Genomic DNA, 25,109 nt, shown 5'->3' on the forward strand with positions numbered 1-25,109 from the left:
AAATGGGGCGGCGCATTACCGCCGCCCCGATATCGCATCAGAACCGGTAGCGCGCCCCCAGCGAGACGAACTGCCCGCGCAGGTTGTACTGGCTGATGTCGAAACCATTGGAGCCACCGGCCGGGTCGAACGGCGGGTCCTTGTCGGTCAGGTTCAGCACCGACAGCGACAGCGTGGTGTTGGGAATACCGTCGTAGGCCACGTAAAGATCCAACTGGTGATACGGCTTGATGCGGTCGCGCAACCCCGGGTTGCTGGTGGCCGTCGCCACACGCTGGTCGTAGCCACTCACGTACTGCAGGCTCAGCGTGCTGCTCCAGTCGCCCACCGCCCAGTTCAACGACGTGGTGCCGCGGGTTCGGGGCAGTGCGCCGTGGCGGTTGTTGCCGGCGCCGTCATAGGGCGCCTGGCCGGCCACCAGCGGCTGCTTGAAGCTGAGCAGGTGGGTCCAGCTGCCGGCGACGGTGAAGTTGCCCCAACCGTCGGTGCGGAAGGTACGGCTGGCATCCAGGTCCAGCCCCGAGGTGGTCAGTTCGCCCTGATTGGCGTACTGGTTGGTGATGAACTGGATGCGTCCGTTCTCGCGTTGTACGCGGCCCGGGAACAGGGTCGGGTTGTCGACGATGAACTGCGCACTGTCAGGCTTGACCAGGTTGTCCTGTTCGATGCGGTACCAGTCCAGGCCGATGCTGGTATCGCCATCCGGCGACCACACCGCACCCACGTTGAAATTGCGCGAGCGCTCGGCCTTCAGGTCCGGGTTGCCGGTGCGGATGTTGGTCACGCCGCGGCTGCCACCCGGTTGCAGTGGGTCGAACGGATCGATCACCGAGCCGTAGCTGACGGTCTGGCCCGGCGCGATCTCCGGCAGCGACGGCGCACGGAAGCCACGCGAGAACGAGCCGCGCAGCAGCAGGCTGTCCAGCGGCTGCCAGCGCAATGCCACCTTCGGCGAGAACGCCTTGCCGAAGTCATCGTAGCGGTCGCCGCGACCGGCCAGCTGCAGTTCCAGCGTGCGGTGCAGCGGCACGCTCAGTTCGGCGTAGGCGGCACTGACCTGGCGTTCGCCGTTGACCACGTTGATGGCCGGGCGCAGCTCGGTGCCCGACAGCACCTGCGCGCTGGTACGCGCGTCCAGTGATTCCTTGCGGAACTCGGCGCCCCAGGCGAAGCCGACCGCACCGGCCGGCAGCTCCCACAGCGTGGTCGACGCCTTCACGTTCAGCGAGTGCAGCTTGTACCAGCCGGGGCGTTTGGTCTGCAGGCGCAGGGCATCCAGCGCCTCCGGCGTGCTGGACGGATTGAGGAAGTTGTAGCTGCCATCGCGCAGGATCTGTTCGAAGGCGTAACGGTTGACGAAGTTGTCGACGTACTCGCGCTGTGCGCTCTGCGAGGTCAGCGCCGCCACTTCCCAGTCCCAGCGCTCGCCACTGCCACGCACGCCGGCCAGGGCACGGTAGAACACCTGGGTGTTGTCCTTCAGGCGCGGGCCGAGGTCGAAGAAGGTGTACTCGAACGGCAGCGGGGTGCTGCCCGGGTTGTTCGGGTGGCCGACCGGCAGCACCGCCGGCACATCGATCAGGGTACCGGTGGCCGGGTTGTAGGCGCGCAGGCCGGGACCAACGGTCAGCGGCGCGCTGAAGATCTGGTCGGCCTTGTTGTGGCTGTACAGGACGTCGGCGAACGCTTCGATGCTGTCATTGAAGCGGTAGGTCGCGCTCAACGACGCCTGCAGGCGCTCGGCGCCGGGCTGCAGGGTCTTGAACGGCTGGGCATTGAAAGCGCAGGCCTGGCCGGGCAGGGTGCTGCCGAAGTCGCTGTACGGGCGCAGCTGGCTGCCGTCGGGGCAGTTGGCGAACGGCTGCGGTGCGCGTGGGTTGGACAGCCAATTACCACCGGCAGTGGACCAGCCGGCAAGGCGACCACCGGGCTTGTCGCGGAAGTCACCACTGCGGGTATAGGCGCGGTCATCGCCATCGAGGCGGTCGCGCTTGAGCAGGTCCAGCCCGAACAGCACGTTCCAGCCCTGCTGTTCCAGATCACCAAAGCCGGCCAGCAGGTTGGCCTTGCGTTCGTCCAGGCCACCCTGGGTGGCGGTACCGAAACCACCGCCGACTTCCACGCCCTGGAAGTTCTTGCGCAGGATGATGTTGATGACGCCGGCGATGGCGTCGGAGCCGTACACCGCCGAGGCACCGTCCTTCAGCACTTCGATGCGCTCGACCGCACTGATCGGCAGCGCATTGAGGTCGACGAAGGTGTCCTGGGTGTTGAGCGCGAAGCCGAAGTTGGAGACGCGGTAGCCGTTGACCAGCACCAGCGTGTTCTTCGGCGACAGGCCGCGCAGGCCGATCGAGGCCGAGCCCGCGGCGAAGCTGCCGGTGTACTGCTCGTCGAAACTGTTGCCGGCATTGGCCGACAGGTTGCGCAGCACGTCGGTGAGGGTGGAACGACCGGTCTGTTCGATCTGTTCGCGGCTGACGATCTGCACCGGGTTGGGCCCGGCGGTATCGCTGCGCTTGATGTTGGAGCCGGTCACCAGCACGGTGCCGAGGGTGGTGCTGTCCTTGCCGGTGTCGGCGGTTTCAGCGGCGCCGGCAGCGCCGGCGGAGAGGCCCAGCGCGATCGCGCCGGCAAGCAGGTTCAGGGTGGTGCGGTACATGGAAGCGACAACGCCAAACGGGGGAGGAGCCGTCAGTACCGCACGCAGCCACGTGCGCCTTCCAATGACGAAAGCGCATTCAGTTATACATCACAGGTTCTTAACGAAATGACCGGCCCTGTTATCGACCGGTGCGGTGGGTGCGGACCGTTGGTCCACACTCCTCCTGTAGAGCCGAGCCCACGCTCGGCTCCGCACACTGACCGGAAAGCAGCCGAGCATGGCTCGGCTCTACAGAAGGCAGTGCCAGCCCATCACGGCCGCAGCAGCACCTTGCCATTGCGGCCCGAACCCGCACCGGCCTTTGCTGCCTGGGCGATGTCGTCCAGTGCGAAGATCTGCTCCACAGGCAGGGTCAGTTCGCCGCTCGCCGCACGCTTCAGCAGCTCGCCAACCAGCCGGCGCTTGTCCTCCACGGCCATCGCCTGGCTGACCTTGCTGCCCCAGAAGCCCTTCACCGTGGCTTCCTTGTAGATCAGGCCGCCGGCGGGAATGCGCATCGGCTCGCCGCTCATTACACCGAACGACACCAGGGTGCCGTGGTGGCCAAGCAGGTCGACCAGATCGCCGCTGGCGTCGCCGCCAATGGAATCCACCGCGGCCGCGGCCTGCGCTTCGCCGGTCGCCTCACGCACGCGATCCTTCCAGCCGTCCACCGAGGTGTCGAACACATGATCGATGCCCAGCGCTTTCAACTGTGCGACCGCATCGGCATTGCGCACCAGGTTGGCTACATGCACGCCACGCGCCCGCGCCAGCATCGCCAGCGATTTGCCCACCGCGCCGTTGGCGGTGTTCTGCACGATCCACTGGCCCGCCTCGACGTGCAGGAACTCCAGCAGCATCAGCGCGCTCAGCGGCATCGCGATCAGCTGTGCGGCCATTTCGTCGGGGATCGCCTCCGGCATCGGAATCACCATGCGAGCCGGTGCGATGAAGGCCTCAGCCCAGGTGCCGTGTACCGAGGCGGCGGCAACCCGCTGGCCGATCTGCAGGCCGTCGACGCCGTCGCCAAGTGCATCGACCACGCCCAGTGCTTCACTGCCCCCGATCGCCGGCAGCGTTGGCTTGTAGCCATACAGGCCGCGCACGGTCAGCAGGTCGTGGTTGTGGATCGAGGCCAGCACGGTGCGGATGCGCACCTCGCCCGGGCCGGGCTCGGGCAGGGTTGTTTCGCCGACGGCCAGGACATCGGCCGGATCGCCGAAGGAAGAATAAAGGGCAGCGCGCATGGGCGGTGTTCCGGGGAAAGTTGATGTTGTACCGAACTGGGGACGCAGGCGTTGTCGACAAGGCGCCGCAGGTGCAACACGGCATCCTGCGACTGATCGTCGCGACAGGTATTGATTACCGCATCTTGTGTTGACGGGTTGGAATATCCCCACTATGTTGTGTCCGTCACTCCCGGTCAGCCGCCGCCGCCGGACATGCAGCAAACGTCCCGCGGCCCGCCCCTGAAGGCTTGCCGTGTCGACGCGGCCGCCATCGTGCGGACCCAGATCGCCCCCACGGCCCGGATACCGGCCGCAGGCGCAGGCTGTTGCCGACGATCTGGTGTTCCCGCGCTTTGGCATCCCACCCCGACCGCCCCGTGCGCCGGTATCGCGTGCAGGGCCGCCATGGCATCGACCGCCAACGCGCGTGCGAGCCTGGAGTTTCACCACCATGACCGACAGTACCTTCCGCGTGGCCGATCTGGCCGGCGCTGGCGACGCCTTGCGCGCCGGTGGCGAGCACGTGCCGACCTGGATCACCAAGGAGGCCGGCAACCGTCGTCTGCCGTTCGAGGCCGAGCGCCTGCAGCGCAGCATCGACGCCGTGCATGCCGAGTTCCCGCAGCTGGATGTGAGCGACTACCGCCGCGTAGTGCAGGCGATGGTCGAACGCAAACCGAGCATCAGCGCCGATGACCTGGTCGATCTGCTGATCCGCGAGGCCGAATCGCGCGTGGATCTGGTTGCACCCGAGTGGGAACGGTTTGCCGCGCGCATCTACCTGCGTCGCCTGTACAAGCGCGCCAGCCGCAACCGCTTCTACGACGTGGGCCTGAAGTACGGCTCCTACGTGGGCCTGCAGGAAAGCCTGGCCGATCGCGGCATCTACAGCAACGACATCCTGCGCTGCTACTCGAAGGAAGAATTGCAGCAGGCCGGCGAGATGATCGATCCGGAACGCGATCGCCTGTTCGCCTACAACGGCCTGTACCTGCTGGCCACGCGCTACCTGGCCAGCGACCGCAGCCGCGAGGTCTACGAACTGCCGCAGGAGCGCTGGCTCACCATCGCGCTGTACCTGATGCAGGAGGAAAAGCCGCGTGAGCGGCGCATGCAGCTGGTTGGCGAGGCGTATTGGGCGCTGTCCAACCTGTACATGACGGTGGCCACACCGACCCTGGCCAATGCCGGCAAGGTGGGCGGCCAGCTGTCGAGCTGCTTCATCGACACGGTGGACGACAGCCTGCAGGGCATCTATGACTCCAACACCGATATCGCCCGCGTGTCCAAGCACGGCGGTGGTGTGGGTGCCTATCTGGGCTATGTGCGCAGCAGCGGCGCGCCGATCCGTGGCGTGGCCAATTCCTCCGGTGGCGTGGTGCCGTGGATCAAGCAGCTCAACAACACTGCGGTGTCGGTTGATCAGCTCGGCCAGCGCAAGGGCGCGGTGGCGGTGTACCTGGACATCTGGCACCGCGATATCGAAGCCTTCATGGACCTGCGCCTCAACAACGGCGACCAGCGCCTGCGCGCGCACGATGTGTTCACTTCGGTTTGCGTGCCGGACCTGTTCATGGAAGCGGTCGAACGCCGCGCCGACTGGTACCTGTTCGATCCGCACGAGGTGAAGCAGGCCAAGGGCTGGTACCTGCAGGACTTCTACGACGAGAAGCGTGGTTCTGGCAGCTTCCGTGACCGCTACGCCGAGCTGGTGGCCGATGAGCGCATCAGCCGCCGCACGGTGAAGGCCATCGATCTGTTCAAGCGGATCATGCTCAGCCAGCTGGAGACCGGCAACCCGTTCCTGTTCTACCGCGACGAGGTCAACCGCAGGAACCCGAACAAGCACGCGGGCATGATCTATTCCAGCAACCTGTGCACCGAGATCCTGCAGAACATGAGCCCGACGCGGATGATCCAGGAGATCGTCAGCGGCGACCAGATCGTGACTACGCGCCGCGCCGGTGACTTCGTGGTCTGCAACCTGTCCTCGATCAACCTCGGACGTGCGATCAGTGCGCCGGATGACCTGCTGGCCACCGACGTGCTGGAGCGCCTGATCCCGATCCAGGTACGCATGCTCGACAACGTGATCGACCTCAATGCGCTGCCGGTGCCGCAGGCCACCATCACCAACCGCAAATACCGCGCTATCGGTCTGGGCACCTTCGGTTGGCACCACCTGCTGGCGCAGCAGGCGATCCAATGGGAATCGCCGGATGCCGAAACGTTGGCCGACCGTCTCTACGAGCGCATCAACTTCCTGACCATCCAGGCCAGCGCGCAGCTGGCGAAGGAGAAGGGCAGCTACCCGATGTTCGCCGGCAGCGACTGGCACAACGGACGCTACTTCCGTGACCGCGACTACAGCGGCGCCGCGTGGGACAGCCTGGCCCGCGAGGTGGCCACGCACGGCTTGCGCAACGGTTGGCTGCTGGCGGTGGCGCCGAACATGAGCACGGCGCAGATTGCCGGTTCCACCGCCTCCATCGACCCGATCTACAGCGCGTTCTACTACGAGGAAAAGAAAGACTTCCGGCGTCCGGTGGCCGCTCCGGGCCTGTCGCTGGAGACCTGGCCGTACTACGAGAAGGGTGCCTACAAGGTCGACCAGTTCGCCAGCGTGCGCCAGAACGCGCGCCGCCAGCGCCACGTCGACCAGTCGATCAGCTTCAACCTGTACGTGCCCAGCACGATCCGCGCCAGCACCCTGCTGGAGCTGCACCTGAGTGCCTGGCGCGAGGGCCTGAAGACCACCTACTACGTGCGCTCCAACGACATCGACATCAGCGAATGCGAGTGGTGCTCCAGCTGACCGCCGGCGACCCACGGTAGTGCCGGCCGCTGGCCGGCAACACGATAGAAAGAGAACGAAGGCAGAAACCCATGGCAACCCCCCTCGACCGCATCAAGATCCTCGAACCGCGCCATCCCAACCGCAGCACCGGCATCATCAACGGCCGCACCAGCGGCATCCTCAACTGGAACGACATCCCGTACCCGTCGTTCTATCGGGCCTACAAGGAGCTGTCGACCAACTTCTGGATTCCTGACGAGGTCGACATGAAGCTCGATGCCCGCCAGTACGGCGAGCTCAATGCGCGCGAAAAGAACGCCTACGACTCCATCATCGGCCTGCTGGCCACGCTCGACTCACCGCAGACCCGCTTCATCTACAACGTGGCCGAGTACATCACCGATCCCGCCGCGCATGCCAATGCAGCGATCATCGGCCAGCAGGAAGTGATCCACAACGAGAGCTACAGCTACGTGCTGGCCTCGATCACCGACCTGCCGAACCAGAACCGCATCTTCGAGATCGCCCGCACCCACCCGACCATCATCAAGCGCAACGCACCGATCATGGGCGCGTATGACGACTTCATGCGCGAGAAGACCGCCGAGACCCTGCTGAAGTCGCTGATCCAGTCCTCGATCCTGGAAGGCATCAACTTCTATTCCGGTTTCGCCTACTTCTACAACATGGTGCGGCAGAACCGCATGAACGGCACCGGCAAGATCATCAGCTTCATCAACCGCGACGAGCTGGCGCATACCAAGTTCATCAGCGAGCTGATCCGCGCCATCATCGGCGAGAACCCGGAGCTGCAGACCAACGAGCTGACCGCCTATGTGCACCAGGCGTTCGAGCATGCCATCGAACTGGAAACCCAGTGGTCGTCGGAAGTGCTGGATGGCATCGACGGCATCGACGTGGAGGAAATGACGCGTTATGTGAAGTACCGCGCCAACAAGATGGCCGGCATGCTCGGCATCGAACGCCTGTACAGCGATACCACCGACAACGTGATGCCGTGGATCAAGGCCTACGCCGACAACTTTACCGAGACCAAGACCGACTTCTTCGAGATGCGCAATGCAAGTTACAAGAAGACCAACGTCGACAACGGCTTCGACGACCTCTGAGCCCAGCGAAGCGCTGAGCATCCTGCTGGTGGTGGCCTCGTTGAGTGGCAACACCCGCGAGCTCGGCCGGCAGATTGCCGAGCGTTGCCGCGCAGCGGGCCATGCGGTGCACTGGCAGGAGGCCGACGACCCGCGCCAGGCGCCGCCTCTGGCCGCCGATGAGGCCGACCTGGTGCTGCTGGGCTGCTGGACCGACAACGCCGGCCGCACGCCGGCGGAGATGAAGGCGTGGGTGGCCGGTATTACGGAGCGCGGCGAGCGGCCACGGCAGCTGGCGGTGTTCGGTACCGGCGAAACGCAGTGGGGGCAGGAGTACTACTGCGGCGCCGTGCACCGGCTGATCCGCTACTTCCGCAGCGACTACCCGCCGCTGGAGATCGAACAGATGCCGCATGGCGTTCGCCATGCCGCGGCCATCGAGGCCTGGACCGACGCGGTCCTGGCCCATTACTGGAGCAACACCGATGCAGATCATCGACGCCACCACGCCTGAGCAGTTCCAGCAGCTGCTGGCCGAACATCCGAGGGTGCTGGTGGATTTCCACAAGGACCAGTGCCCGGGGTGCCGGATGCTGGAGATGTCGCTGCACCGCGTGGCGACCAGCAGTGCAGGGCAGGGCATCACCCTGCTGCGCGTGCAGCTGGAAGTGCTGGGTGAAGCGTTCTTCAGGGGACTGGGGTTGCGGCAGACGCCGACGCTGTCCCTGTTCCGTGACGGCGACGAACGCACCCGCCTGGCCGGGTTCCAGTCGCCGCAGCAGATCGAGGCCGCGATCGCGTTGCATCTGTAGCGTGGAGATGGCGGGGTCGGATCCCTTGCCAGAGGCAAGGGCTCTGACCCCACATCGTGTAAAGGCATCCACGCATGGCGTGGATCTACGGGTGGACCCCGCTTCCTGTAGAGCCGAGCCCACGCTCGGCTGCTGTTCGTGCGGTGTGCGATGAGTCGAGCATGGCTCGACTCTACAACGGCGTCCCAGGCATTTCGCGCTATGCGCCGCTGAAGGTATCCACCAGCAGCTTCACGTTCAACACCACGATCACCAGCGCGATCACCCAGGCGATGCTGCCCAGCCAGCGCGGGGCCACCAGCGCGCCCATCGTCACCTTGTCGGTCACGATCCGCACCAGCGGGATGATCGCGAACGGCAGCTGCATCGACAGCACCACCTGGCTCAGCACCAGCAGCTTTACCGCGCCCTGGTCGCCGAACAGCATGATCACCACCACCACCGGAATGATCGCCAGCGCCCGCGTGATCAGCCGCCGCAGCCACGGCGGCAGGCGCAGGTGCAGGAAGCCTTCCATCACGATCTGGCCGGCCAACGTGGCCGTCACCGTCGAGTTCAGGCCGGAGGCCAGCAGCGCAATCGCAAACAGCGTCGCCGCCGCGCCCACGCCCAGCATCGGCGCCAGCAGCTGGTGGGCCTGCTCGATGTCTTCCACGTCGAAACGGCCATTGGCATGGAACACCGCCGCCGCCAGGATCAGGATGCTGGCGTTGATGAACAGTGCCAGGGTCAGCGCAATGGTGCTGTCGGTCACCGCCCAGCGCAGCGCGCTGCGACGGCCCTCATCGGTGCGCGGGTAGGCACGGGTCTGCACGATCGACGAATGCAGGTACAGGTTGTGCGGCATCACCGTGGCGCCAATGATGCCGATGGCGATGTACAGCGCATGCGGATCGGTCACCACCTGCGCGCGCGGAATGAAGCCGCCCAGCACCGCCATCACCGGTGGTGCGGCCATCGCGATCTGCACCACGAAGCAGGCGAAGATCACCATCAGCAGCGCGATCACGAAGGCTTCCAGCGCACGGAAACCGCGGTTCATCAGCAACAGCACCAGCAGTGTGTCCAGCGCGGTGATGACCGCGCCCCACAGCAGCGGCAGGTCGAACAGCAGCTTCAGCGCGATCGCGGTGCCGATCACTTCGGCCAGGTCGCAGGCGATGATCGCCGCCTCGCACAGCGCCCACAGCGCCAGGTTCACCGGCCTGGGGTAACGCGCGCGGCAGGCCTGGGCCAGGTCCATTCCGGTGGCGATGCCGAGCCGCGCCGACAGCGCCTGCAGGATCACCGCCATCAGGTTGGAAATGAGGATGACCGACAGCAGCAGGTAGCCGAAGCGCGAACCGCCGGCGAGGTCGGTGGCCCAGTTGCCCGGGTCCATGTAGCCGACCGAGATCATGTAGCCCGGGCCGAGGAAGGCCAGCAGGCGGAACCACCAATGGCCCTTGTCGGGCACCGCCACCGAGGCGTTGAGCGCACCCAGGCTGGCCGGAGTGGAGGCCGAAGGGTCGCGGGGTGCCAGGGTGTTCATGGCTCCGAATATAGCTCCTGCTATAGTCATTAGCAATGTGAAACAATCGTCTTTATCGCGTTACTGGTCCAGAATTCAGGTTCAACACCGGAACAACCGGAAGGACAGGCGCAGGCGTGGGCAAGACCGACGATTCGACATCGCTGAAAAGCACCCCCTTGATCGAGGCCGAGCGCCAGGTCGAGAGCTTCCGGCAAGTGCGCGAGGCGCACCGGATGGAGCTGGTGGAGGACTATGTCGAGCTGATCTCGGACCTGCTGGCCGACGGCGGCGAGGCCCGCCAGGTCGACATCGCCACCCGCCTGGGCGTGGCCCAGCCCACTGTGGCGAAGATGCTGCGGCGGCTGGCCCGGGATGGCTGGGTGGTACAGCGGCCGTACCGCGGCGTGTTCCTGACCCCGGAAGGCGAGGCGCTGGCGCATGCCAGTCGCCAGCGTCATCAGACAGTGGAGCGTTTCCTGCTGGCGCTGGGCGTGGACCCGGATACCGCGCGGCGCGATGCCGAGGGTATCGAGCACCATGTAAGCGAGCAGACGCTGGCGCTCTTCGAAGCGTTCGTGCGCAAGGCCGAGGGCGAGGCGCCGTAACGGTAGCGCCGGGCCATGCCCGGCGGCCGTAATGTTGCGTCACGCATTTCGCCGGGCATGGCCCGGCGCTACCGCGATTGGATGCCGGCGTTGGGACAACGGGCCTGCTGCTGCGCACACGCCTGCTTCGCCCATTCCTTCAACACCGGCTGCAGGCCTTCATAACGCCGGCCTTGCCAGCCATTGGCCAGCACGGCGCCGTCGGCATCGATCAGCACCAGATTCGGCGGTGCCAGCCCCGCCAACGCCTGCAGTGCCGGCATGCGCGCGGCGCGGCGCGGGTCCAGCACCGGCCACGGCATGTCCTGCGCGTGCATGTAGCGGCGCAGCGCGGCCTCGCTCTCATCCAGGCTGACGTACACCACTTCGGTATCGGCGCCGGCCTCGCGCAACGCGTCACGCACGCTGCGCAGGGTGGGTACGAACGCATGGCAGGGCGCGCACCAGTCGGCGCCGAAGTACAACGCCACCAGCTTGGGTGGCGATGGCCACTGCATCGGCCGCAGCGAGCGCTGTTCCGGCCGCATCAGCGAGGCCGAGACCTGCGCATGCAGGTCCGCAGCCATCGCCGGTGCGGCCAGCAGCACGGCACAGGCCAGCAACAACGCTCGTAGTGGGTCAGAACGCATAGCGCAGGTTGACGTACCACGAGCGCGCGAAACGCGGCCCATAGACATAGTCGCTGTCGCGCAGCGCGCCGACTTCCAGATCCTTCTGGCGCTGATCGAACACGTTCTTGACGCCTGCGGCCACCGACACTTCCTGCTGCGCCTGCGCGCCCAGGTGACGATGCCAGCGCGCACCCAGGTCGGTCACCAGGAATGAACGCGTGCGGTGCAGTTCGCCCAACCGGTTGTTCAGCACCGACATCGGGCCGGTGTGGCGCAGCGCGACGAAGGTCTCCCACGGCTCGGCCGGCATCCAGCTGAGCTGGGCCAGGCCGGTCCAGCGTGGGGTCTTCAGATAGTCGCGGCTTTCGATCACGGTGTCGCCGCCGTCGCCGGTGTCGTCGAAGATGCGCTGCGGTTCGCGGAAGCGCGAGCGGTACCACGAGGCACCCGCGGTCAGGCGCCACTGCGGCGACGGCTGCCAGCCGAGGTTGGTTTCCGCGCCCAGCACATTGGAACCGGACGCGTTGTAGCGCAGCTGGCTGAGCTGGCCGTCATCGCCGCGCTGGATCTCGCCCAGTGCGAAGGTGTCGCGGATGCGCGCATACGAGGCTGTGGCATCCCAGCTCCACACCGGATTGGCCGGGTCCGATCGCCAGTCGAAGCCGAACAGGGTGGTCAACGCGCGCTCTTCCTTCAGGCCGTCGGTGTTGCGCACGCGCACCTGTTCGCCACCCAGCGTATCGACATGTACGTCCTCGACGAAGATCTCCGGTGCACGGAAGCCGGTGGCAACGCCTGCCCGCCACTTCAGGTTGGGCGTGGCCTGCCAGGCCAGCGCGATGCGCGGCGAGAACACCGCGCTGTCCAGCTCCGAGCTCTTGTCCACGCGCGCACCCAGCACCAGGTCGACGTTGTCGCGCAGGCTCCACTCGTCCTGGATGAAGGCGCCGAGGTTGTGGAAGGTGGCGTCTTCCAGCACCGCCAGCCGCTGGCCGTCACCGCTGCGGTTGTCGTCGCGCAGCGCCTCGTGCTTGTACTGCACGCCGAAGGCCAGCGCGTGCGCGCCCAGCCGCCAGTTCAACTGGCTGTCGATGTAGTGCAGCGGATTGTGGGTGCGGCCGTACTGGCGCCACGAACGCGAGGCCGCGCTGCCGGCCACGTTGGGGTCCAGCTGCGACGGGTCATAGCCCGGCGCCGACGGATCGGTGACCACGTCGCCCAGGCCGCCATAGAAGCTGTCACGGTCGATGTCGGCGAAGGCATAGGCCAGGCGGAAATCGACGTCGGCATTGATCTCCTGGTCCCACGACACGCTGCCGCGCCGGTACTTCGTATCCAGCGATTCGGCGATGTTGGCCAGGTATTCCGGCTGGTCCAGGCGGTTGCCGCCGCGGCGGGTTTCATCGGTCACCTGCAGGTCCAGGCGCAGTCGTGTGCCCGGCGTGGGGGCGTACCAGGCCTGCAGTCCGCCGACCTTGAGATTTTTGCGGGTGATCTCGGTGTAGCCGTCGCCGTTGTAGTCGATGCCACTGTTCCAGTTGCGCTGGGCGATCACCGACAGCCCGGCATCGGCGTCCTTGGCCACCAGGTCCAGGCGCAGGTCGGCGTTCTTCTGCGGCGTGCCTTTCAGTACATCCACGCCGGCCTGTACATGACCACCGCTGCGCGCCGGCAGCGGCGGGATCAGGTTGATCACTCCGGCCACCGCGCCCGGGCCGTACAGTGCCGAACCGCCGCCCTTGACCACTTCGATGCGGTCGACGAAGCCTGCCGGGATCTGTTCCAGGCCGTACACACTGCCCAACGTGGACAGCAGCGGGATGCCATCGAACAACAGCTGGTTGTAGGCGCCGGGCAGGCCCAGCAGCTGTACTTCGCTGGTGTTGCAGTTCTGGCAGTTGCTTTCCACGCGCAGGCCATTGATCAGCTCTGCGGCGCGCGAGAAGTCGGTGGCCGCACGCAGCGCGATGTCTTCCTTGCGCAGCACCTCGGTGCGGATCGGCACGTCCGACAGCAGGCGTTCGCTGCGGGTAGCAGTGCTGACCTTGACCTGCACACGGTCCAGCTCGGTCGGCTTCGGTGTGGCTGCCAGCGCGGGCAACGGCAGGGTCAGGGCGATGGCGGCAGCCAGAGGCAGTCGGCGGGATAGGGGTCTGGAAACGGGCATGAGGGCGTCGTCCTTGGGAGAGGAAAGGCGGCGAGGGCGACCTGGCTGACGCATATGAAAGCAGAGGGTCATAGATATAGCAAATGCTATATAGATGAGTCCTGGCAATCATCAGGACGAGGGCTCAGGTCAGATCATCGCGGACGACAGTGTTATAACATTACATTGCGTCAGCAAAACCCTGCCGGATGTCATGCCCGGCAGGGTGCGATGGAGAATCGAGAGACGCCGCCCCGGGCTGGTCCCAGGGCGGCGAGGGGGCTTACCAGGCGGCGCGCAGGCCGACCTGGGCGCCGTGGTTGCGATAGCCGCTGTCGCCACGCTGCACACGCAGGTCACCCCATGCGCTCCAGCGCTGGCCCAGCTGCAGCTGGGCACCGGCCTGTACCTCGTAGCGGTTCTCCGGCGTCTTCGCGCTCAGCGACTCGCTGTTGAAGCGCATCGACGCGTCGCGCTGGCCACGCAGCCAGTTCGCCGCCAGGAACGGCTGCACGCGGTTGCCCTGCAGTGTGCCCTGGCCAAACAGGCGTACGCCGAGGCGGCTGTTGAGGCCGCCGCCGCGGCCGTCCTCGACCGTGGTGCCATTGTTTTCGACCAGGCTGTCGCCGTCGTAGTCGGTCCAGGTCAGCTGCGCCTGCGGCTGCAGGTACAGCGTGCTGGCCTCACTGCTGCGGATGGCCCAGGCATAACCGGCTTCCAGCGATGCGCTCCGAGTCCTGGAATCGTAGGTCTCGCGGGCGATGCCTTCGCCCTGCACCTCGTTGTCGAAGCGTGCCGCCTGCAGCCAGCCGTCCACATACAGGCCGGCACTGCTCTGTGCATCCTGCACCCAACCCAGGTAGACACCGGCCGACTTGCCCTTGACCTTGCCGCGGGTGCCATAACCGCTCAGCGTCGACACCGCCTGCGTGGTCGCCTCGCCGGTGCCCAGCATCACGCCGACCTGGCCACGGCCATCGCCCCAGCGCCAGACATCGCTGCCCAGCTGCAGGGTGTTGATGTGGGTACGGGCATCGACCTGGCCGGCCACGTTCGCCTGCAGCTGGTCACGCCCGGCGCGCACCCAGGTGCCGATGCGGGCGCGGTCGAAGCTGGGCTCGCCGCGGTCATGGCGGCGCAGCTGGAACATCTGCACGGCCGCGGCCTGGTTGGCCAGGTACGCGCCGGGCTCCGGACGCAGCACGGGGACCGGGTCGACCGGCACTTCCGGGTCCACCGGATCAACCGGGTCGGTCGGGTCGGTCGGATCCACAGGCTTGCACTCCGGCAGCGCCGGATTGATGTCGCACGGATTGCCGGTGTAGGCCGAGGTCAGGTACCAGTTGCCGTTGGTCGCGCCGGGTGTGCCCTTGCGCAGGAAATACTCGTACATGCCACCGATGGCGCGGCCCTGCAGTGCGAGGTGGCCATTGCTGGCACCGTCCACCTGCACCAGCGGAATGCCGTTGACGGTCTGTGCGCCAGCGCCGGCAATGTTGTTGACGGTGACCTGGGTGGTGCCGCTGGTATCACCGGTCACGTGCATGCGCGAGCTTGCTGCGTCGTCGCCGGCCAGCACCGTGTTGAAGTGCAGGGTGCCGCCGTTGCCGGCGTAGTTGCCGTTGACGGTCAGCTGCGGATACGCCGCCGTACCCGCAGCACCGAGGAAGATGTCGCTGCCCGCACCCAGGGTGAGGTTGCCGGTGTTGCTGTCGCCGGACAGCGTCCAGCGGCCGCCCTGATCGACGGTGACATCGGCCGGGCCGAGGATGCGGCCGGTCAGGTCGAGGCCGTCGAGCAGGCTGATCTTTGCGGTGGCGGTATCGGCAATGGTGATGTCGCCCTTGAGTATGGAGGTGCGCGCGGTGAAGTCGAGCAGGGCGTTGTCACGCGCTTCGATCATTACGCCGTTGCCGCCGGTAAGCGTGGCGCCGTTCTGAGCGATGATGCGGACGGTCTCGTCACCGCTACCGCGGGTGACGAGGATCGCGCTCCCCGCAGCTCCGGCGACCGAGGAACCATCGATTGTCAGTCCCCATTCGCTGAAGTTCTCCGCAAATCTTGTATCGCCGTTGTAGCTGACGGAGATGCCGTTGGTATCCCCTTTGACGGACGTCCCTGCGTTGAGATTGACCGTGGCGCCGGTGACGAGAATTCGGCTGTTGAACAGGGTGGCTTCGCTATCGAGGCGACCACCAGCCGATGCGGCGAAAGAGATGCCTCCTGTTCCGGCGACGGTGCTTCGAATCAATGACACATGAGAGCGTGGAAGCGCAGAAGCACCCACGGTCGTGGACAGCGTGATACGGCCGTCAATATTCGAGTCCTGGATGACGGCGTTGCTGTTGACCAGGCTGTTTATGCCTCCACCGGTGACCGTGGCGTTCTGCAGCGCGATGGAGGCAGGGGCGTTGTTCGCGTAGCGACCCGTGATCGTGGACGTGCTGGCACCCTGGACAATCAGTGTGCCGCCATTTACGGCGAAGACCTGACCCTCAAGAGGACTTCCAGCGGTTACGGTCACTGTCTGGCCGGGATTGACGGTTGCGGCAAGGGCAGAAACGGGTGAGCCCGCAGCACCCAGAAGCAGCATCGAGGCAATGACGAGGCTGAGCGGGCGGTGGGAGGCGTGGGGGAGAGAAAGCGACGGCGTGAACTGCATCATGCGCATGGGTGTGTCTCCTTGGAACGTTGGGTGGGACCTGCATCCGCAGGGCCGGAGGCGGCACTGTGCGGATCGGGTCTTGCCTGGGCCATGCAACTAATCTGAAACGTCTGCAGCGACACCGATTGGGTTCAAACGCCGTTCACTGACGTATTCAGCTGAATGGGTCGCCGTGCTGGAATAGTGCACGGCAGGTGAGGGCGTCATGAAGATCGTGTCGGAACCACGCGAAGCCCTATTCACATATGTAGATATGTGACGGGTGATCCAGTTCATTCGGGCGCGCGGGCGTCCGTCGCTGCGCTGCGACAATCGAGGTGAAGACCCACTGGGGAGCGCAGCGTCTGCCGCCAGGGCCGGACGCCATCGATCCGGCAATCGGGCAGGAATCAGCCGCGGCGGAACGCGGCGGGGGTACGGGCGCCGACGATGATCATGCGGATCATCGTGGAGATCTGCTCGACCAGCTCCGGATCCTTCTCCGGCGGCAGGTCCATGGCGGTGGCGCCCATCGCGAACACCAGCCGGGTGATGGCCTTGGCCACCAGTTCCGGGGCATGCAGTACGGCGCCATCCAGTGCGGCCAGGCGCACCAGGTCGTGCTGCAGCTCTTCCTCGAAGTAGTGCAGCTCGCGTTCGACCGCGTGCTTGAAGTCGTCCGAGCCGACCGCGCCCTCGCGCAGCAGCACGTGCAGCAGCTTGTCGTCGGCGCGCAGCTGCTCCATGAAGGTCTCCACCGAGACCCGCACCACGCTGGTGGCGGTGGAGGTGGCGCGCTGCCGGGCCTCGCCGATGATGGTGCGCAGCGAGCGGCCGGCCGCATCGATCAGCGCCACGGCCAGTTCGTCCATGTCGCGGAACTGCCGGTAGAAGCTGTTCGGCGCGATGCCGGCCTCACGTGCCACTTCGCGCAGGCTGAGCGTGGACAGGCTGCGGTGCGGCCCGATCAGTTTCAGGGCAGCAGCCAGCAGATCCTCGCGGCTCACCGTACGGCGGGCCGGGCTGTTGGCATCTTCGGGCGTCGACAAGGCGGTGGCGGCGGCCATGGGGGTTCCGGTGGGACGAGGCTGAATCATACCCAATCCGGTTCAATATACACATGTATACACAGGTGTATGTGCGCCCGTATAGTGCGCCCATGAGCGCTGTCGTCCGTCCGTCCCTGTTCTCTCCGTACCGCTGGGTCTCGCCGTCGCTGTTCGATTTCTGGGCGGGCCAGCTCAATCCCCTGTGGACCCTGCGCGAGCCAGTGGCCCGCCTGGTCCGGCGCGAGCCGGCCGGCGAGGGCGCGGCGACCCTGGTCCTGCGCACCAACCGGCACTGGGCCGGCATGCGTGCCGGCCAGCACGTCACCCTCGGCGTCGAGATTGAAGGACGCCTGTGGCAGCGCAGCTACAGTCCCACCGCACTGGGTCGGCGCGAGCTGGCGATCACCGTCAAGGCGGTCGATGGCGGGCGGGTCAGCCAGCATCTGGTCAACCATGCGCAGCCGGGCGAACTGTTCCGTCTCGATGCCGCTTTCGGCGAATTCCACATGCCGGCCGCGGCGCCGGTGCTGCTGCTGGCGGCCGGCAGTGGCATCACGCCGATGCGCAGCCTCCTGCGCGAGGCCTGCCAGCGCCCGCTGGCGGCGCCGGTGGACCTGTTCTACTGGGAACGCACCGCCGCCCACCTGCAGTTCCGTGATGAACTGCAGGCGCTGGCCGCAGCGAACCCGAACCTGCGCGTGCACCTGCTGACCACCCGAGAAGGCGAAGCACCGGCCGCGCGTATCGATACCCACGATCTGCAGGTGGCCGGCGATGACACGCCGTTGGCGCAGCGCCATGTGCTGGCCTGCGGCCCGGACGGCTTCGTTGCCGCCGCGCGCGAGCGCCTGGCGCACCAGGTGGCCGGTTTCCAGGCCGAAGCCTTCACCCCGCCAGCGCCGCTTCGCGATGCCGACAGTGAAGGCGAAGTGTCGCTGACGCTTGCGCGCAGTGGTCGCCAGCTGAGCGTGCCGCGTGGCCGCTCGCTGCTGGAAAGCCTCGAAGCCCATGGCATCAAGCCCAAACATGGATGCCGCATGGGTATCTGCAACACCTGCTCCTGTGACCGTGTAAGTGGTGCGACTCGCCACCTGCGCACCGGCGACCTGCAGTCCGAAACGGCGCAGCCGGTACGGATCTGCGTGAGCGCACCGACCACCGACCTGACTTTGGATCTCTGAGGACGCCTGCCATGACCCGCGCTACCGACCGTGCCCTGAGCACCGCCGAGATGCATGCCTTCGGCGAGGAACTCGACGCGATCCGCGACCGCGTGATCGGCAGCCTCGGCGCCTCCGATACCCGCTACATCCGCCGCGTGGCCGCCGCCGTGCGCTGGTTCGGCGTGGGTGGCCGTGGCCTGCTGTTCCTGGCGGCGTTCTCGCCACTGTTCTGGATGCCGCTGCTGTGGCCGGCCGCGATCACCGGCACGCTGCTGCTGGCGCTGTCGAAGATCCTGGAGAACATGGAGCTGGGCCACAACGTCATGCACGGCCAGTTCGACTGGACCGGCGACCCCAAGCTCAACGGCAACACCTACGAGTGGGACATCGTTGCCACCGCCGACAACTGGCGCAAGACCCACAATTTCCGCCACCACACCTACACCAACGTGCGTGGCATGGACGATGACATCGGCTACGGCCTGCTGCGCATCTTCCCGGAACAGCGCTGGAAGCCGTTCTACCTGCTGCAGCCGATCATCGCGCCGATCTTCGCGCTGCTGTTCCAGTGGGGCGTGGCCGCGCAGGACCTGCGCCTGGGCCGCTGGATGAAGGGCCGCATGAGCAGCCGTGCGATGTGGCTGCAGACCCGTCCGGTGGCGCGCAAGATGCTGCGCCAGGTGCTGAAGGACTACGTGTTCTTCCCGCTGCTGGCCGGTCCGTTCTTCCTCACCGTGATGCTGGGCAACCTGGTCGCCAACGGCCTGCGCAACATCTGGACCTACGTAATCATCTTCTGCGGCCACTTCACCGCTGAATCGGAAACCTTCCCGAAGGAGTGCCTGCGCAATGAGTCGCGCGGTCATTGGTACCTGCGCCAGCTGCGCGGTTCGTCGAACATCAGTGGTGGCTTCCTGATCAATGTGCTGTCGGGCAACCTCAGCCACCAGATCGAGCACCACTTCTATCCGGACCTGCCGGCCAACCGCTATGCGGCCATCGCCAAGGAAGTGAAGGACATCTGCCGCCGCTACGGCCAGCACTACAACAACGGCTCGCTGCCGCGCCAGTTCGGCCAGGTGGTCTGGCGCATCCTGCGCCACGCGTTCCCGAGCAAGCCGCGCCGCCTGCCGATGTCGGACATCATGTCCGCACCGGCATCGGCCAACGCGGGCTGATCGACTCAGCCCGCTTTCGCCAGGGCCGCTTGATCGCGGTCCAGGCGTCGCAGGAACACCTGCATTTCCTTGCGTGCCTGCTGGTCGCCCTTGCTGCCGGCCACGCTCATACCGCGCTGCCACGCTTCGCGCGCCGCCTGCGGCTGGCCACTGGCCAGCCAGGCCTTGCCCAGCAGCTTCCATGCCGCCGAATACTGCGGATCAAGGACCACGCAACGGCCCAGATGGGTCGCTGCGCGCACCGGGTTGCCGGCATCCAGCCAGCCCTTGCCCAGGCCGAAGCGCAGCAGTGCGCCGTCCTTGCCGCTGGCCAGCATGCATTCCAGAGCCTCGATGTTCATCAGCGCACCTCCACCAGCAGTTCGGCCGGTCCGGGCTGGAAACGGCCACGGTGGAACAGCAGCGGCGCACCACCGCTCTCGTGTACCGCGATGATGCGACCGGCCAGCAGCAGGTGATCACCCACCGGCCACTGCGCGTGGCGGGTACAGGTGAGATGGGCCACCGCACCGGCGATGCGCGGTGGCGCGTCTTCGTCGTCGTCCAGCAGTGGCAGGTCGTCGAAGCGGTTGCGTACCTGCGGATCGGCGAAGCGCCGTGCCAGTGCTTCCTGGTCGGCCGCCAGTACGCTGATCGCAAAGCGGGTGGCGCGCTGGAAGGTGGACAGGCTCTGCGCGTGCAACGCCAGGTTCCACAGCACCAGTGGCGGCTGCAATGACACCGGCACGAACGAATTGATGGTCAGGCCGATGGGGTTGCCCTGCGCATCGCGCGCGCAGACGATGGCCACGCCGGTAGGAAAGTGGCCGAGCAGCCGGCGCAGGGCACGCGGCGGCATCTCGACCGACGGCACCGGGGCCGGGGCGGGGAAGACCCCCGCCCACGGCCCGGCGTACGGCAGTGTCTCGCCGCTCATGAGGCCCGGGCCTGGCGGTAGCGCCGGCCGACCTCGGCCCAGTTGATGATGTTGAAGAAGGCGCCGATGTAGTCCGGGCGGCGGTTCTGGTAGTGCAGGTAGTAGGCGTGTTCCCAGACGTCCAGTGCGAGGATCGGGGTATTGCCCGACAGGCCGACCGCCGTGCCCATCAACGGGCTGTCCTGGTTGGCACTGCTTTCCACCTGCAGGCGGCCATCGCGATCGCTGGTCAGCCAGGCCCAGCCACTGCCGAAGCGGGTCTGCGCAGCCTTGGTGAATGCCTCCTTGAAGGCATCGAAGCCACCCAGATCGCGGTCGATGGCGGCGGCCAGCTCATCATCGGGTGCGCCGCCGTTGGTGCTGAGTACGGTCCAGAACAGGCTGTGGTTGGCGTGGCCACCGCCGTTGTTGCGGACCGCGCCACGCTGCGCCTCGGGCACGGCATCGAGGTTGGCGATCAGCGCCTCGACCGGCTGCTCGGCGATGCCGGCCTGCTCGATGGCGGCATTGAGGTTGTTGACGTAGGTCTGGTGGTGCTTGCTGTGATGGATCTCCATCGTGCGCGCATCGAAGTGCGGCTCAAGGGCGTCATAGGTATAGGGGAGCGGGGGAAGCGAGTACGACATCGAAGCAATCTCCGTGGGGAAGGCCAGAAGGGCTGGCCGTGGGGAGATTGTTATCGCACCTCAACATTGGTTGAGGTCAAGAGATCAAGAGGTCAAGACGGAGGCATGGTAGTGCCGGCCGCTGGCCGGCGTTCAGCGAAGGTCGGGTTGCCGGCCAGCGGCCGGCACTACCAGAACCCGCGTTCCGAACCCTCACCGGCGCGCTGATGCGCTGCCCGCGCTCACAGGAAACCGTCCGGTGGCGGGGGGAGGGGCTGGCCGGGACCGTTGGCGCCATGGATGGCGCCATCGAGCCCCCAAGGATGGGTTTACGGCGTGTCCCGGCCAGTCCCTCCCCCCGCCACAACCGATATCAACAAAAGCGCCGGCCGGCGAACCAGCCGCCAGCGCTTTCATCAACTCAACTCAACCAATCCTTGCATGCACCATCCGCCTGCTCGCCGCATGCCTGCTGCATCCGCTGCTGCAATCGCGCCAGCGTCTCCGCACCCTGGTGCTTGCCGCTCCACGCCTTCAACTCCCCGGCCAGGCGCTCGAAGCGCTGGCGGGTGCGCTGGTGGTAGCCCGACGGCTGTGCTTCCAGTTCGGCAATCAGCGAGGCAGTGGCCTGCTCGACGCGCGGCGCATCGTCCGGGGCCAGCCGCAGCAACCCTTCCACGTACAGCACGCCCCACTGCACGCGGGTGGCCGGGCCCTGTGCACCGTCGTAGGCACGCTTCAGCCACTCCAGCGCACCGGCGGTGTCGCCGCGCTGCTCGGCCAGTTCGGCCAGTTCGGGCATGTAGTAGTACGGCTGCTCGCTGCGCTTCAGCTCGGCCAGCAACAGCGCCTCGGCACCGGCGTCATCGCCCGCTTCGCGCAGGGCATATACCGCGCTGCTGATCGTGGCCTGGCGTGCATGCGCATCGGTGGCGGCGGCATCGGCCGCGGCCACGCGCTGCTTGACCCGTTCCACCAGCGCCGCCGGCAACGCGCCCTTGGGTTGCTGCTGGCGGGCCAGCGACACTTCGGTCAATGCACGCGACAACGCATCGTCGGCGCGGTCACCGCGCTCGGCATCGGCGCGCTCCAGTGCGACCAGCAGTTGCTGGCCCAGGGTGTTGGACGTGGCCGGGCCTGTGCTGGCCTGCTTCACCAGCTTGGCGCCGGCATAGCCCAGCAGCTCGCGGTTGCGGCGTACTTCGGCGGGCTGCGCCAGCACCGCCTGCAGCAGTTCGCGCACTTCGGTGGGCGAGGCATCGGGCTTTTCGGCTGTAGCCAGGGCCAGCAACGCGAAACGACGCTGCAGGGCAGCGTCCGGTGCGGCCTTGGACAGTTGCCGCAGCACGTCCTGGCTCCTGCGCTCGCCGGCCAGGCGGTTGGCGTCCACTTCCCAGCCGTAGTCGCCCAGCACCTGCCAGTCTTCGGCGGCCAGTCGGTCCGGCGTTGCCAGCGCGGTGGCCAGGGTGGCCGCAACAGCACTGCGGCGGCCTGCGGCGACGGTCAGGGCCCGGGTCAGTTCGGCGGCGTCATTGCCACCGGCGACGCGGGTGATTTCGTTGCGCTGCGGGTCCAGCACGATCAGCGTCGGGTAGCCGCGCACGCCGAAGCGCTCGCCCCAGGCCTGCGCACCTTCCTCGTCGCCATCCAGGTAGACCGGCACGAACTTGCTGGTCAGTGCGATGAAGGCCGGGTCCTTGAACAGGCCGGCCTTGAGCTGGTTGCACGGTGGGCACCAGACGGCACCCCAGTACAGCAGCACCGGCTTGCCACTGTCGGCGGCTTCGGCGAAGGCATCATCGACGTCGCCCTGGCGCCAGGCGATGGCCGTGGCCGGTGCGGGTGCCTCGGCGGAGTTGGCGGTTGGAACCGGGGCCGGGGTGCAGGCGCTCAGCGCCGAGGCCAGCAGCAACACGGAAAGCGCGACGCGCATCGGCAGCATCTCGAAGGGCAGGGTGACAGGCCATTGTAGGAACCACCGGGGAGCCTGCTGATTCAGTTTGCTTATGACAGGCGTGCCGCAGGGCATGACGCCCGTCGGGCATTGCCGGGCGGATGCCTTCAGGCCGCTGCCCGCACCATCTGCTGGTATACCAGCCCGTTGATCTCGCCGACCTCGCCATCCAGCACAAAGCCATAGCGCAGGTAGGCAGGCACTGCGTTGAGCGAGGCGCGCACGGTCAGGACCGGCTCGCGTACCTGCGGCAGCACGGCTTCGAGCAAGGCATGGCCGATGCCCTGGCCCTGGCAGGCGGGATCGACGAACAGCATTGCCAGGTGCCGGCCCTCCTTCAGTTCGACCACGCCGACCACGCGCGCATCCTGTTCGGCCACCAGGATGTGGTTGTCACCCTGCAGGCGCGCACCAAACGCATCGGCTGCTGCGACACTGCCGAAGGCGGCGATGCCGGCCGCGCTGAGAGACGGCGCCACTGCCTCGTTGAACGCGGCCAGGCACACCGCGCTGATCGCAGGCAGGTCATCGACGTGGGCAGGGCGGATCCTTGGCATGCAGTGTTCTTCCTGTAGTGGGCGGCGCATCATCGTTGCCGCAGACCTGCAGGCTAAGCTGGCGTCATGAGTGAATTCAATCCCGCCCATGCTTCGTTGTTTCCTCAACAAGGACTGAGCCTGGGCCTGATGACGCCGGTTGCGGCGCATGGACTGACCGACCTGGACGAGGCGCGGCGCATCGCACGGCTGGCCGATGATCTTGGCTTCGCCGCGCTATGGACGCGCGACGTGCCATTGATGGTGCCGCAGGGCCCGGATGCAACAGCGAGTGCGCTGGATGACCCGTTCCTGTGGCTGGGCATGCTGGCTGCAGCGACCGAGCGCATCGTGGTCGGCAGCGCAGCTATTGTGCTGCCGCTGCGGCAGCCGTTGCAGGTGGCGAAGTCGGCGCTGAGCCTGGACCGGATCAGTGGCGGACGTTTCGTGCTCGGGCTGGGTTCGGGTGACCGCCCGGAAGAATTTGCTGCGTTCGGCGAGGATCTGGAGGGCAGGGCGGCGACGTTCCGTGAGCGCTGGACGTTGTTGCGCGCAGCACTGTCACCGGAGGCCGATGAGCGGACCGCCGTACTGCAGGCGACCGGTGGCTTCGATGTGCTGCCGGCACCGGCGACGCGCATTCCGATGCTGGTGGTGGGTACCGCGCGGCAGAGCCTGCAGTGGATCGCGCGTGAGGCCGAAGGTTGGGCCACCTATCACCGCGAGGAGGTTGCGCAGGAAGGACGCATCGGCCTGTGGCAGCAGGCGCTGGTGCAGCGCGGCGGGGCAAGCAAGCCGTTCGTGCAGTCGATGCAGCTGGACCTGCAGGCGGATCCGCAGGCGCCGGCCGAGCCATTGCCGCTGGGCCTGAAGGTCGGCCGCGACGGGCTGCGCGACTATCTGCGGCGCGTGCATGCGCAGGGCGTGGCGCATGTGATGTTCAATCTGGTCGACAACGGACGACCGATGGACGCGGTGCTGCGAGAGATCGGCGAGCAGGTTCTGCCGGATGTGCTCCGGTAGATGTCCACCTTGGTGGACACGTTCCAGCAGTCGAGCACGGCTCGACTCTACATGCAGTTCGCATCTGCGTATCATTCGCATTTGATATCCCGCTGCCGGAGCCCCGCGTGACCCAACGTTCCCCCATGCACCCGACCGGACGCCTGTTCGCCGCGGTCGCTTTCATCGAGGCTTTGACCTGGGCCGGCCTGCTCATCGGCATGTGGATGAAGTACGGCCCGATGGCCAACGTGGCGCTGGTCAAGCTGTTCGGACCGCTGCACGGCGTGGCCTTCCTGGTCTACGTGGCGGTCACCCTGTTCGCGGCGATACGCCTGCGCTGGCCGTGGTGGGCCAGTGCCCTGGCGCTGCTGGCGGCGATCCCGCCGCTGGTGACGCTGCCGCTGGAGTGGTGGTTCAAGCGCCGTGGTCTGCTGGGCCTGCGTGCAATGCGCTGAACCCACTGTTGCATGCCCATTCAAGAGAATGGGTATCAAATGCAAATACGAGCCGTTATCATTTGAGGGTGGCGTCCGGTCCTGACCGGAACTGACGCCGGCAGGGTGCATGGGCACCCGGCGATCCCTTTCTGT

At 66.6% G+C, this 25,109-nt stretch carries 21 protein-coding genes; 9 read left to right on the plus strand and 12 right to left on the minus strand.

Going from position 1 to position 25,109, the window contains the following annotated elements; translation table 11 throughout:
- Positions 1-37: 37 nt before the first annotated feature.
- Positions 38-2,662, minus strand: a complete 2,625-nt coding sequence (locus VPH47_RS08710; RefSeq protein WP_368850526.1) for a TonB-dependent receptor — start codon at positions 2,660-2,662, stop codon at positions 38-40.
- A 254-nt stretch (positions 2,663-2,916) separates the two neighbouring features.
- A complete protein-coding gene (locus VPH47_RS08715; protein WP_153855543.1) occupies positions 2,917-3,894 on the minus strand; it encodes a zinc-binding dehydrogenase in 978 nt (325 codons plus the stop codon).
- Between the two features lie 433 nt (positions 3,895-4,327).
- On the opposite strand from VPH47_RS08715, the gene VPH47_RS08720 reads away from it, so the two are divergent.
- The 4 genes from VPH47_RS08720 (at position 4,328) to VPH47_RS08735 (ending at position 8,594) form a co-directional block, all read left to right on the plus strand.
- Positions 4,328-6,691 carry a ribonucleoside-diphosphate reductase subunit alpha gene (locus VPH47_RS08720; RefSeq protein ID WP_368850527.1) on the plus strand — a complete coding sequence of 788 codons (2,364 nt, stop codon included), beginning with the start codon at positions 4,328-4,330 and terminating at the stop codon, positions 6,689-6,691.
- Between the two features lie 71 nt (positions 6,692-6,762).
- Entirely contained in the window at positions 6,763-7,803 is a 1,041-nt protein-coding gene (locus VPH47_RS08725; RefSeq protein ID WP_097047783.1) for a ribonucleotide-diphosphate reductase subunit beta, read from the plus strand.
- A gap of 13 nt (positions 7,804-7,816) precedes the next feature.
- Positions 7,817-8,296: a flavodoxin gene (locus VPH47_RS08730; protein WP_049423104.1), complete on the plus strand. Its 480-nt coding sequence runs from the start codon at positions 7,817-7,819 to the stop codon at positions 8,294-8,296.
- Positions 8,268-8,594: a thioredoxin family protein gene (locus VPH47_RS08735; RefSeq protein ID WP_032130003.1), complete on the plus strand. Its 327-nt coding sequence runs from the start codon at positions 8,268-8,270 to the stop codon at positions 8,592-8,594. Before VPH47_RS08730 ends, VPH47_RS08735 begins: the two co-directional genes overlap by 29 nt.
- A gap of 199 nt (positions 8,595-8,793) precedes the next feature.
- On the opposite strand, the gene VPH47_RS08740 is transcribed toward VPH47_RS08735, so the two are convergent.
- Complete coding sequence (locus VPH47_RS08740) at positions 8,794-10,125, minus strand: Nramp family divalent metal transporter (RefSeq protein ID WP_350259333.1); 1,332 nt, start codon at positions 10,123-10,125, stop codon at positions 8,794-8,796.
- Between the two features lie 116 nt (positions 10,126-10,241).
- Here VPH47_RS08740 and mntR point away from each other — a divergent pair, with 116 nt between their 5' ends.
- On the plus strand, positions 10,242-10,712 hold the full coding sequence (mntR, locus tag VPH47_RS08745) for a manganese-binding transcriptional regulator MntR (RefSeq protein ID WP_006372477.1): 471 nt from the start codon (positions 10,242-10,244) through the stop codon (positions 10,710-10,712).
- 68 nt (positions 10,713-10,780) lie between these two features.
- Here mntR and VPH47_RS08750 read toward each other — a convergent pair whose 3' ends face one another.
- From VPH47_RS08750 to fabR, 4 genes are all read right to left on the minus strand, one after another.
- A complete protein-coding gene (locus tag VPH47_RS08750; RefSeq protein ID WP_350259332.1) occupies positions 10,781-11,341 on the minus strand; it encodes a thioredoxin-like domain-containing protein in 561 nt (186 codons plus the stop codon).
- Positions 11,331-13,490: a TonB-dependent receptor plug domain-containing protein gene (locus tag VPH47_RS08755; protein ID WP_368850528.1), complete on the minus strand. Its 2,160-nt coding sequence runs from the start codon at positions 13,488-13,490 to the stop codon at positions 11,331-11,333. The genes VPH47_RS08750 and VPH47_RS08755 overlap by 11 nt, the downstream gene beginning before the upstream one ends.
- A gap of 262 nt (positions 13,491-13,752) precedes the next feature.
- Positions 13,753-15,726 (minus strand): autotransporter outer membrane beta-barrel domain-containing protein, encoded by a 1,974-nt coding sequence (locus VPH47_RS08760; protein WP_368850529.1) that lies wholly within the window; start codon positions 15,724-15,726, stop codon positions 13,753-13,755.
- A 797-nt stretch (positions 15,727-16,523) separates the two neighbouring features.
- Complete coding sequence (gene fabR / locus VPH47_RS08765; RefSeq protein WP_005409961.1) at positions 16,524-17,180, minus strand: HTH-type transcriptional repressor FabR; 657 nt, start codon at positions 17,178-17,180, stop codon at positions 16,524-16,526.
- Positions 17,181-17,272: 92 nt separating this feature from the next.
- Between fabR and VPH47_RS08770 the strand changes: the two genes are divergently transcribed.
- Together VPH47_RS08770 and VPH47_RS08775 are read left to right on the plus strand one after the other, a co-directional pair.
- Positions 17,273-18,343, plus strand: coding sequence for a ferredoxin reductase (locus tag VPH47_RS08770; protein WP_368850530.1), 1,071 nt, complete (start codon positions 17,273-17,275; stop codon positions 18,341-18,343).
- Between the two features lie 11 nt (positions 18,344-18,354).
- Complete coding sequence (locus VPH47_RS08775; RefSeq protein ID WP_368850531.1) at positions 18,355-19,503, plus strand: fatty acid desaturase; 1,149 nt, start codon at positions 18,355-18,357, stop codon at positions 19,501-19,503.
- Positions 19,504-19,508: 5 nt separating this feature from the next.
- On the opposite strand, the gene VPH47_RS08780 is transcribed toward VPH47_RS08775, so the two are convergent.
- The 5 genes from VPH47_RS08780 to VPH47_RS08800 form a co-directional block, all read right to left on the minus strand.
- Positions 19,509-19,844 (minus strand): tetratricopeptide repeat protein, encoded by a 336-nt coding sequence (locus VPH47_RS08780; RefSeq protein ID WP_368850532.1) that lies wholly within the window; start codon positions 19,842-19,844, stop codon positions 19,509-19,511.
- Entirely contained in the window at positions 19,844-20,419 is a 576-nt protein-coding gene (locus VPH47_RS08785; protein ID WP_368850533.1) for a flavin reductase family protein, read from the minus strand. Before VPH47_RS08785 ends, VPH47_RS08780 begins: the two co-directional genes overlap by 1 nt.
- A complete protein-coding gene (locus VPH47_RS08790) occupies positions 20,416-21,045 on the minus strand; it encodes a superoxide dismutase (protein ID WP_368850534.1) in 630 nt (209 codons plus the stop codon). Before VPH47_RS08790 ends, VPH47_RS08785 begins: the two co-directional genes overlap by 4 nt.
- A 400-nt stretch (positions 21,046-21,445) precedes the next feature.
- The gene (locus VPH47_RS08795; RefSeq protein ID WP_368850535.1) at positions 21,446-22,966 is read right to left on the minus strand and encodes a thioredoxin family protein; all 1,521 of its coding nucleotides are present in this window, start codon (positions 22,964-22,966) and stop codon (positions 21,446-21,448) included.
- A 119-nt stretch (positions 22,967-23,085) separates the two neighbouring features.
- The gene (locus VPH47_RS08800; protein ID WP_368850536.1) at positions 23,086-23,535 is read right to left on the minus strand and encodes a GNAT family N-acetyltransferase; all 450 of its coding nucleotides are present in this window, start codon (positions 23,533-23,535) and stop codon (positions 23,086-23,088) included.
- 66 nt (positions 23,536-23,601) lie between these two features.
- Here VPH47_RS08800 and VPH47_RS08805 point away from each other — a divergent pair, with 66 nt between their 5' ends.
- The gene (locus VPH47_RS08805) at positions 23,602-24,537 is read left to right on the plus strand and encodes a TIGR03571 family LLM class oxidoreductase (RefSeq protein ID WP_368850537.1); all 936 of its coding nucleotides are present in this window, start codon (positions 23,602-23,604) and stop codon (positions 24,535-24,537) included.
- A gap of 125 nt (positions 24,538-24,662) precedes the next feature.
- Positions 24,663-24,974, plus strand: a complete 312-nt coding sequence (locus tag VPH47_RS08810) for a DUF3817 domain-containing protein (RefSeq protein ID WP_110712565.1) — start codon at positions 24,663-24,665, stop codon at positions 24,972-24,974.
- The last annotated feature ends 135 nt before the right edge of the window (positions 24,975-25,109 follow it).

The organism is Stenotrophomonas sp. WED208, assembly GCF_040984485.1.
Classification (GTDB): Bacteria; Pseudomonadota; Gammaproteobacteria; order Xanthomonadales; family Xanthomonadaceae; genus Stenotrophomonas; species Stenotrophomonas riyadhensis.

Excerpts from the sequence above, each read along its gene's own strand:
- VPH47_RS08710 (WP_368850526.1), bottom strand. The coding sequence starts at position 2,662 with ATGTACCGCACCACCCTGAACCTGCTTGCCGGCGCGATCGCGCTGGGC.
- VPH47_RS08715 (WP_153855543.1), bottom strand. The coding sequence starts at position 3,894 with ATGCGCGCTGCCCTTTATTCTTCCTTCGGCGATCCGGCCGATGTCCTG.
- VPH47_RS08720 (WP_368850527.1), top strand. The coding sequence starts at position 4,328 with ATGACCGACAGTACCTTCCGCGTGGCCGATCTGGCCGGCGCTGGCGAC.
- VPH47_RS08725 (WP_097047783.1), top strand. The coding sequence starts at position 6,763 with ATGGCAACCCCCCTCGACCGCATCAAGATCCTCGAACCGCGCCATCCC.
- VPH47_RS08735 (WP_032130003.1), top strand. The coding sequence starts at position 8,268 with ATGCAGATCATCGACGCCACCACGCCTGAGCAGTTCCAGCAGCTGCTG.
- VPH47_RS08740 (WP_350259333.1), bottom strand. The coding sequence starts at position 10,125 with ATGAACACCCTGGCACCCCGCGACCCTTCGGCCTCCACTCCGGCCAGC.
- VPH47_RS08750 (WP_350259332.1), bottom strand. The coding sequence starts at position 11,341 with ATGCGTTCTGACCCACTACGAGCGTTGTTGCTGGCCTGTGCCGTGCTG.
- VPH47_RS08755 (WP_368850528.1), bottom strand. The coding sequence starts at position 13,490 with ATGCCCGTTTCCAGACCCCTATCCCGCCGACTGCCTCTGGCTGCCGCC.
- fabR (WP_005409961.1), bottom strand. The coding sequence starts at position 17,180 with ATGGCCGCCGCCACCGCCTTGTCGACGCCCGAAGATGCCAACAGCCCG.
- VPH47_RS08770 (WP_368850530.1), top strand. The coding sequence starts at position 17,273 with ATGAGCGCTGTCGTCCGTCCGTCCCTGTTCTCTCCGTACCGCTGGGTC.
- VPH47_RS08775 (WP_368850531.1), top strand. The coding sequence starts at position 18,355 with ATGACCCGCGCTACCGACCGTGCCCTGAGCACCGCCGAGATGCATGCC.
- VPH47_RS08780 (WP_368850532.1), bottom strand. The coding sequence starts at position 19,844 with ATGAACATCGAGGCTCTGGAATGCATGCTGGCCAGCGGCAAGGACGGC.
- VPH47_RS08785 (WP_368850533.1), bottom strand. The coding sequence starts at position 20,419 with ATGAGCGGCGAGACACTGCCGTACGCCGGGCCGTGGGCGGGGGTCTTC.
- VPH47_RS08790 (WP_368850534.1), bottom strand. The coding sequence starts at position 21,045 with ATGTCGTACTCGCTTCCCCCGCTCCCCTATACCTATGACGCCCTTGAG.
- VPH47_RS08795 (WP_368850535.1), bottom strand. The coding sequence starts at position 22,966 with ATGCTGCCGATGCGCGTCGCGCTTTCCGTGTTGCTGCTGGCCTCGGCG.
- VPH47_RS08800 (WP_368850536.1), bottom strand. The coding sequence starts at position 23,535 with ATGCCAAGGATCCGCCCTGCCCACGTCGATGACCTGCCTGCGATCAGC.
- VPH47_RS08805 (WP_368850537.1), top strand. The coding sequence starts at position 23,602 with ATGAGTGAATTCAATCCCGCCCATGCTTCGTTGTTTCCTCAACAAGGA.
- VPH47_RS08810 (WP_110712565.1), top strand. The coding sequence starts at position 24,663 with ATGCACCCGACCGGACGCCTGTTCGCCGCGGTCGCTTTCATCGAGGCT.